The 7,657-nt window shown below is 73.7% G+C and carries 5 protein-coding genes, 1 pseudogene and 1 CRISPR repeat array; all 6 genes and pseudogenes read right to left on the bottom strand.

Features of this window, described 5'->3' with window-relative positions; translation table 11 throughout:
- Positions 1 to 31 precede the first annotated feature (31 nt).
- A CRISPR array of direct repeats spans positions 32 to 853; the repeat unit is 28 nt; unit sequence GTCGGCCCCGCACCCGCGGGGATGGCCC.
- Between the two features lie 26 nt (positions 854 to 879).
- The 6 genes and pseudogenes from OSB71_RS19345 to OSB71_RS19320 all read right to left on the bottom strand — a co-directional run bounded on the left by OSB71_RS19345 (position 880) and on the right by OSB71_RS19320 (position 7,375).
- Complete coding sequence (locus OSB71_RS19345) at positions 880 to 1,137, bottom strand: SpaA isopeptide-forming pilin-related protein (protein ID WP_323055316.1); 258 nt, start codon at positions 1,135 to 1,137, stop codon at positions 880 to 882.
- Positions 1,138 to 1,306: 169 nt separating this feature from the next.
- Positions 1,307 to 1,792, bottom strand: a complete 486-nt coding sequence (locus OSB71_RS19340) for a hypothetical protein (protein ID WP_265949693.1) — start codon at positions 1,790 to 1,792, stop codon at positions 1,307 to 1,309.
- Between the two features lie 19 nt (positions 1,793 to 1,811).
- A pseudogene (locus OSB71_RS19335) lies at positions 1,812 to 2,215 on the bottom strand (SPDY domain-containing protein); the annotation flags it as partial.
- Between the two features lie 729 nt (positions 2,216 to 2,944).
- Entirely contained in the window at positions 2,945 to 3,595 is a 651-nt protein-coding gene (locus OSB71_RS19330) for a ScbR family autoregulator-binding transcription factor (protein WP_265949691.1), read from the bottom strand.
- Between the two features lie 226 nt (positions 3,596 to 3,821).
- Positions 3,822 to 5,561 carry an ABC transporter ATP-binding protein gene (locus OSB71_RS19325; RefSeq protein ID WP_265949690.1) on the bottom strand — a complete coding sequence of 580 codons (1,740 nt, stop codon included), beginning with the start codon at positions 5,559 to 5,561 and terminating at the stop codon, positions 3,822 to 3,824.
- Positions 5,558 to 7,375 carry an ABC transporter ATP-binding protein gene (locus OSB71_RS19320; protein WP_265949688.1) on the bottom strand — a complete coding sequence of 606 codons (1,818 nt, stop codon included), beginning with the start codon at positions 7,373 to 7,375 and terminating at the stop codon, positions 5,558 to 5,560. The genes OSB71_RS19325 and OSB71_RS19320 overlap by 4 nt, the downstream gene beginning before the upstream one ends.
- Positions 7,376 to 7,657 lie beyond the last annotated feature (282 nt).

Raw genomic sequence — 7,657 nt, 5'->3', positions numbered from 1 at the left:
CTGTCCGGCCTAAAGCACCAGGTCAGGAAGTGTCGACCCCGCACCCGCGGGGATGGCCCGAGCAGCACCGGCCGGAGGGACACAAGGGCCGCAGTCGACCCCGCACCCGCGGGGATGGCCCGCTGCACGTCGAACGGCATTTCAGACCCTCGATGTCGACCCCGCACCCGCGGGGATGGCCCCTCTCGTCGACGACTTCTACGACACGCGCAATGGTCGACCCCGCACCCGCGGGGATGGCCCCGGCCCGGTGCCCCTGCTGCACCCGCGGATGCCGTCGGCCCCGCACCCGCGGGGATGGCCCGCCATCGCTACTCACATGACGGCCGTCACGGTCGTCGGCCCCGCACCCGCGGGGATGGCCCCCCTTGGACCAGGCCGTCTTCGGAAATGGCGCCGTCGGCCCCGCACCCGCGGGGATGGCCCGCGCGGGGCGAAGCGCCCCTTCAGCTTCCTCTCGTCGGCCCCGCACCCGCGGGGATGGCCCGAGCTGGCGGCGTACCAGGAGATGGCCCAGGACGTCGGCCCCGCACCCGCGGGGATGGCCCGCCGGGCACCCCCAACCGGGGGCCGCGCCGCCAGTCGGCCCCGCACCCGCGGGGATGGCCCCTCGGTGCCGCGGCGGCCGACCACACCCACACAGTCGGCCCCGCACCCGCGGGGATGGCCCGTCGGCCGCCTCGCCCGGCACATCGGCGACGAGGTCGGCCCCGCACCCGCGGGGATGGCCCGCTTGTGCTCGATGCGACCGACGGCCTGCGCCAGTCGGCCCCGCACCCGCGGGGATGGCCCTCTGCATCAGGGCCGGGTGCTCGCTCATGAAGCGTCGGCCCCGCACCCGCGGGGATGGCCCTGGCGTACACATGCGTGATAGCCAGGTCAGGGTGTTGGCGGCGTGAGGTCGGCGAAGGTCAGCTTGCCGTGGGCGTCGGTCTTGCCGGTACCTGCTTCCTGGCCCGTGGTGTCGAGCAGGAGGAATGTGGCTCTGTGCAGGACGTCCCCGGCCGGATCCTTCTTGGTGATGGCGACGCTGCCGACGTCGGGCGCGGGGCCCTTGGTGGGGGCGCTGGAGGCGGAGGGCGTCGGCTCGGCTGGCAGGGCGGACGCGGCTGGTGCCCAGGCGAGTGTGCCGGTCACTGCTGCGGCGATGGCGGTCGACCGGACGATGCGGGCGTGCACGAGGGAAGAGGCTCCTTGATCGATGGAGTGAGAGGGGTCAGCGGGTGCGGCTCGTAGCCCGAGCACGGCGGTGGCGCAGAGCTCAGATGTGAGCGGGGAGCAGGGCGCAGCGACAGGGCAAGGCGGATCAGCGTGATCGGCCGCCTCGGGGGCCCGGCGGAGACGGGACCTGGCGAGCAGTTCGGGCTGCTGTTCGCACCGGCGTGGACCGTGGCCAGTAGCCGGGGAACCAGACGGAGACATACTGGTCGATGGCATCGCGCAGCCCGTTGGTGTGCGCACCTTCCCACGGCACCCAGTCAGGGCGGTCGCCGAACTCCTGGAACGTGCCGTACCCCGCATGCAGGGGTGTGCGGCCCTGGGCCGCGTCGCGGTGGTCGAAGGTCTTGTGATCCTCGAACCGCAGGACGGCGGCGTCGAGTTCACCTCGGTCTTGGTAGGTGGCGACTCGCAGGCCGTCGTACTCATCGGCGCGGACGGTCCTGCAGAAATCGATCCGCAGCCGCAGCGGGCCACCAGGCGCGGGAGAGGCATAGTAGGTGGTGCCGACCACCGCGCAGTCGGCGAAAGGGAGACCCAGAGCGGCGAAGAACTCCCGAGCGTACATCGACATGTGGATCTCCTGGTACAGGTCAGCAGCGTGGGCCGGGCAGGACCGGGCGGCCGGTGGTACTCCAGCGCGGGACGCTGGCAGCGGGGAGCGCGGCCGGTCGCCGGGAAGCAGCCCGCTGGACGTCGAGCGGGGTCGAGGTCGGCAGACGTGGCGGGAGGATGGGGCTGAGCTGGGCCATGCCCTCGACGTAGCTCTGGGTGTCCTGGCGCCAGCGGGCAGCGGAGCTGGATCCGAGACACACTCGGTGACGGCCCTAAGTAGGGCGACGGGGGTGTTGGTGCTGGCGGTGGCGTACCAGGCGGGACGCTCGATGGAGGTACCGGCCCATAGCTGCCAGCGGGCGTCTCGGATGGCCAGCTCGGCTTCCGGGTCAAGGCGCCCTGGGGTGAAGTCCAGCCCGTCGAGCCCGTCGGGTGACTGGACGTCATCCCCGCGTGCGCGGGGAGCAGGTCCTGGCGGAAGACCCTGATGCGGGGATCACCGCGGGTCATCCCCGCATGCGCGGGGAGCAGCCCGTGGCGGCCGATCTCGACGCCACCGGCGCGGGGTCATCCCCGTGTGCGCGGGGAGCAGCTGAATGACCTGCGGGTTTACCCAGGGGGCCGCGGGTTTCGACCGGTTTCAAAGAATCCGACATAACTACCATACGGCAGATACCTTCTCTTGATTTCACCCTCCGGGCGCCGAGAGCATCTTATGAGTTGACGAACCGAAGGCTGCCGCCCGCCTCGCAAGGGAGAGAGTCGCCCTGGCCGGAGGTGCGCGCCGCCCGGGGGCGGGTCGACGGTGGGTGCGCGCCCGCCGCGAGCTGCGGAGTGCGGTGGTGGTCGGCGTCGCCGGGGCCTGGTCAGCGTAGGCCGCCGCCCTGGTGGGGACCTCCTTGCCGGTCCTGCCGCGCAAGGCTTCGTCCTGGTGGCCGAGCCTCTGCCCGGGTGGTGCGGGCCGCGCGGAAGCAGGGCGGGGCCGGGCGGGCCCTCCGTCGCTGCGGCTGGGGCGCCCGCTGACCCGCCGGACCGGCGAGTGCCGACCGGCAGGCCGGCAGGGCCCAGGGGGCGCCCCTGGGGCGGACGTTGGCCCTCGTCGGCGTGGGGTCGGAGGTCGGGGGCTTCCTCGGCCCACCGCTCGCCGCGGCGGACGCGGGGGTGGCGGTCGCTACGCGGGGGCCGTCCCGGGCTGCTGACGGCCGAGCAGGTCGGCGACCTTCCACTGGCGGTCCGCCGGGACGAGGCCGAGTAGCAGCGTCTCCCACATCTCGTCGACCCGGCGGTCCAGGTCCCGGCGGTCGGACAGCACCGAGGAGACCATCTGGATGCCGGCGAGGCCCGAGATCACCAGGTACGCCAGCGCCTGCGGGGAGACGGTCGGCACCAGGTCGCCGTCCTCGACGGCCTCGCGGACGAGCTCCTCGCACGCCTCGATCCACACCTGGTATGCCAAGGGCAGCTCGCCCGTGTAGGTCAGTTCCATCAGCAGCCGGGTGCCGGCGCGCACGACGGCGTCCTGGTCGATCTGTCGCGCCGTCGTCTTGGAGATCACCACCATCTGTTCGAGCGCGTCGGCGTCGCCGCGCCTGACGCGCTCCACGACGGCGGTCATCCGGGCGTTGTGCTCGTCGATGACCGCCGCGGCGAGGGCGTTCTTGGTCGGGAAGTGGAAGTGCAGCGCGCCTCTGGTCGTCCCGGCCCGTTCGATGATCCGTCCGAGGCTCGCGCCGCCGAACCCGTCGCGGTCGAACACGGCCGCGGCGCTGGCGACGATGTGCTGCCGGGTCGCGATCGCCCGTTCCTGCCGTACCTCTCTCATCCGGTGAGGCCTCCCCACCGGGCACCTGTTCTCGTCACCACTCAACCAATCCGGGCGCAACGAACCGACTCGGGACACGGGTGCGTCCCCGGTCTCCCCCGCCGGTGGGGGCCGCGCCCGCTGCCTGAACCGTACGTCGTCCGTCCCCGGCCGTTCTCCCGCGGGCCGCTGGGACGGACGACGACGCCCCGGGCCGTGCGCGGCGGTCGGCGCGGGGCCCGCCCGGTCAGCGCACCGCGGCCGGCTCGGTCAGCCGCCAGCCCCGGGCCCGGCGGCGTTCCCGCCAGGTGCGGGCGTACCGGCCGTCGCGGGCGAGCAGCTCGTCGTGCGTGCCCTCCTCCACGACGCGCCCCTCGTCGAGCACCACGATGTGGTCCGCCGCCAGCAGCGTGTGCGGCCGGTGCGCGATCACCAGGACGGTGCGGTCCCGCGCCAGGGCCGCCATCGCCTGCTGTGTGGCGTGCTCGTTCTCGGCGTCCAGCGCCGCGGTCGCCTCGTCGAAGAGCACGATCGGCGTGTTCTTCAGCAGGGCCCGCGCGATGGAGACGCGTTGTCGTTCGCCGCCGGAGAGACGGTTGCCGCCCTCCCCGACCGGCGCGTCCCAGCCGCCCGGCAGGCGGTCGGCGATGTCGTCGACCCGGGCCGCCCGGGCCGCCGCGCGGACCTCCTCGCCGGTGGCGTCGGGGCGACCGACACGCACGTTGTCCAGGATGGTGCCGTCGAAGAGGTAGACGTCCTGGAAGACCGCCGAGATGACCGACGTCAGATCCTCGGTCCGCAGGTCGCGGACGTCCACACCGCCGACCCGGACCGTGCCGGCGTCGGGGTCGAAGAAACGCGCGATCAGCTTCACCACGGTGGTCTTGCCGGCCCCGGACGGGCCGACCAGCGCGGTCATCCGGCCCTGCGGCACGCGCATCGAGAACCCGTCCAGCACGACGGACCCGTGGTAGCCGAAGCGCACGTCCTCGAGTTCGACGTCGGTGCCCTCCGCCCGTCGCGGCTCGTCCGGTTCGGGCAGCGTCTCGGTGGCGATCAGCTCGTTGACCTCGGTCAGCGCGTTCTCGGCGACCCGGATGGCGCCGCCGAGCTCGGAGGTGAGCATGACCGGATCGACGAAACGGGCCGCCAGCACCAGCAGCGCGATCAGTTCCGCCGGGGCCAGCGCTCCGTCGAGCGCACGGTACGTCCCCAGGGCCAGCAGCACGACGAACGACGCCTGCGCGATGAAGGCGAGCCACACCAGGCCGGGCAGGGCGGCCCGCAGCATCCGGCGACCGGACGCGTGCTGCGCGGTGAGCGCGTCGTCGAGCGCGGTGTGCCCCTGCGCCGTGCGGCCGAAGGCCCGCAGCACCGGCTGGGCGCGCGCGAACTCCACGATGCGCCCGGCGGCTTCGGCGTGGACCCGGTCCGCCTCCTTGTCGGCGGCCGCCATGCCACGGCCGGCCACGCGGTACACCAGCGCCACCGCGGCCGCGGCGACGGCCAGCGAGAGGGCCAGGCGCCAGTCGAAGAGGAACATGGCCAGCACCACGACGAGCGGCGTGACGAAGGTGTCGACCAACTGCCGCAGCAGGTGGGCCGGCACTCCCATGATGTCGACCACGCGCTGCGAGGCCAGGCGCCCGAGTCCGCCGACGCGATCGGGGGTGAACCAGGCCAGCGGAAGCTGCGCGACCTTGTCGCCGATCCGGTGGTGCAGGTCGCGGCTCATGGCCGCCCCGGTCCGGTAGCCGGCCAGCGTCGCCGGGTAGCTGACCGCCGCGTAGCCCAGCCACAGCGCCGCCAGCGCGCCCACCCACGGCCAGGCGCGGGCCGGTTCGTCACCGAGCAGCGCGCGCAGGGCGGGGACGAGCATGACGAACGCAGCGCCCTGCAACACCGCCGCGAGGGTGAACCAGCCGAGGAGCCCGCGCAGTGCGCGGTCGTGTTCGGGACCAAGCGCGGTGAACAGTCGGCGCATCATCGTGCCTCCCCCTTCGCCGCGCCGGCCGCGGCGTGGGCGTGGTGTCCGTCGGTGTCCCGGAGCCCGGCGTGCTCCTGCAGCTCCCACATCCGCGCGTACCTGCCACCGGTGGCGAGCAGTTCCTCGTGGGTGCCCTGCTCGACGATCCGTCCCCGGTCGAGCACCACGATGTCGTCGGCGCCGACCACCGAGGCCAGCCGGTGCGCGACGACGAGCACGGTCCGCCCGGCGGCCAGCTCCGACAGCGCCTCCTGGACCAGCGCCTCGGCCTCGGGGTCGGCGTGGGCCGTCGCCTCGTCGAGCACCACGACGGGGGTGTCCGCGAGGATCGCCCGGGCGATGGACACCCGCTGTGCCTCGCCGCCGGAGAAGCGCACGTCGGTGCCGACCATCGTGTCGTAGCCGTGGGGCAGCGCCTCGACGCGGGCGTCGATGGCCGCCGCCCGGGCCGCCCGGCGCACCGTTTCCTCGTCCGCGTCGGGGCGGGCGAGACGGATGTTGTCCCGCACGCTGGCATCCAGGAGCCGCACGTCCTGGAGGACGAACGACACCAGCCGGTAGAGCTGGTCCTGCGCGATGTCGCGCAGGTCGACGCCGCCGATCGTGACGGAGCCGGCGGTCGGGTCGAAGAAGCGCGGCAGCAGCTTCGCCAGTGTCGTCTTGCCCGATCCCGACGTGCCCACCAGGGCCGTCACGCTTCCCGGCTCCAGCGCCAGGTCGATGCCGCTCAGCACCGGCCGGTCCGCGTCGTAGGCGAACCCCACACCGGACAGCTCCACCCGCGCGCCGCCCGCGAGTTCCGGCCGCCGGGGTGCGGCGGGGACCGCCAGTTCCGGCGCCGCCAGCAGCGCGCCCACCCGCTTGGCCGCCGCGCCGGCCAGCTCCATGTCGTGGCCGTGGAAGTCCAGCGCCTGCAGGGGCGCGGCCACGCTCAGGCCGAGGATCGCGAACGGCAGCACGTCGAGTGGGTCCAGGGCGCCGGAGGAGACCAGTGCCGTGCCGCCGACGAGGACGGTGAGCAAAATGGTGGCCGGTCCGAGCACCAGCGCGGAGGCCGCGGTCGCCCGGTAGCCCCGGGAGATCCAGGCGATGAAGAACGTGGTGAAGTCGTCGGCGGCCTGCGCGTACTGCCGGTGGGCGCGCCGGGCCTGACCGAACATCTTGACGACGGCGATGCCCTCCACGAACTCCAGGACCCGGGCGACGATGCGCTCCTGGGCCTCTTCGTAGGCGGCGGTCTGCGCGTCCAGGCGCACCATCATCCAGACGAACAGGCCGACGCCGATCGCCAGCGGGACCATCAGGACCAGCGCCATCCGCCAGTCCACCACGAACAGGTAGACCAGCGTCGCCAGCGGGGTGACCACGCTCGCGGTGAGGTTCAGCAGCGAGTGCGCGACCAGGTGGTGCATGGTGTCGACGTCGTGCTGGACCGCCTTGCCGATCCCGCCCGCGCCCCGGTCGGTGAACCAGCCCAGCGGCACCCGGCCGAGCCGGTCGACCAGGCGGCGCCGCACCGACAACTGGAAGTCCAGGTCCGCCGCGTGGGCGAGCGCTCCCGCCAGCGTGCTGAGCGCCAGCCACAGCACGAGCGCCCCCGCCGCGACCCCCGCCACCGCCCACGCCCGGCCCTGGTCGGCCGGGCCGCTCGCCAGCAGCACCCCGGCCAGTTCGGCCACCGCGGCGAACGGCACCACGGCGACGACGGCCGCCACGGCCTGCAGGCCGATCGCCGCGCCCAGCCGCGTCCGGACGGGGCGCAGTAATCCGCCGAGGCCCACGGCTTCCCCCGGCCGTGCCTGTTCCGCTGTCATCGCGTCCCCGCCACCTTCCGTCACTCCCCCCTCGCCTCGGCCCCGCCGGAGCGGGGAGCACGAGACCTGGACCGGCGACCCTCATGTGCCGCCGGGGCGCCGCCAGCGTACCAGTAAACAGGTCAATTGACCCGTTAGCGCGTTTGAGCTGCACGTCTTTTCCTTCGGTCGGGTCTGGCCTCTGGGGCGGCCACGGCCGAGCGAGCGCGGTCCGGCGGCGCGGTGACGGCCGCCTCGCGTCCCCCGTCGGCGGAGCGGGCACGCCCGCGCTCGGCCTCGCCA

This window comes from Streptomyces marinisediminis (assembly GCF_026262575.1).
GTDB classification, from domain to species: domain Bacteria; phylum Actinomycetota; class Actinomycetes; order Streptomycetales; family Streptomycetaceae; genus Streptomyces; species Streptomyces marinisediminis.
Note: the sequence above shows the minus strand (reverse complement) of the source record. Positions and strands in the feature narration are given on the sequence as shown.

Bases quoted from the DNA above. Each gene is read 5' to 3' on its own strand.
- OSB71_RS19340 (WP_265949693.1), bottom strand. From the start codon at position 1,792: ATGTCGATGTACGCTCGGGAGTTCTTCGCCGCTCTGGGTCTCCCTTTC.
- OSB71_RS19330 (WP_265949691.1), bottom strand. From the start codon at position 3,595: ATGAGAGAGGTACGGCAGGAACGGGCGATCGCGACCCGGCAGCACATC.
- OSB71_RS19325 (WP_265949690.1), bottom strand. From the start codon at position 5,561: ATGATGCGCCGACTGTTCACCGCGCTTGGTCCCGAACACGACCGCGCA.
- OSB71_RS19320 (WP_265949688.1), bottom strand. From the start codon at position 7,375: ATGACAGCGGAACAGGCACGGCCGGGGGAAGCCGTGGGCCTCGGCGGA.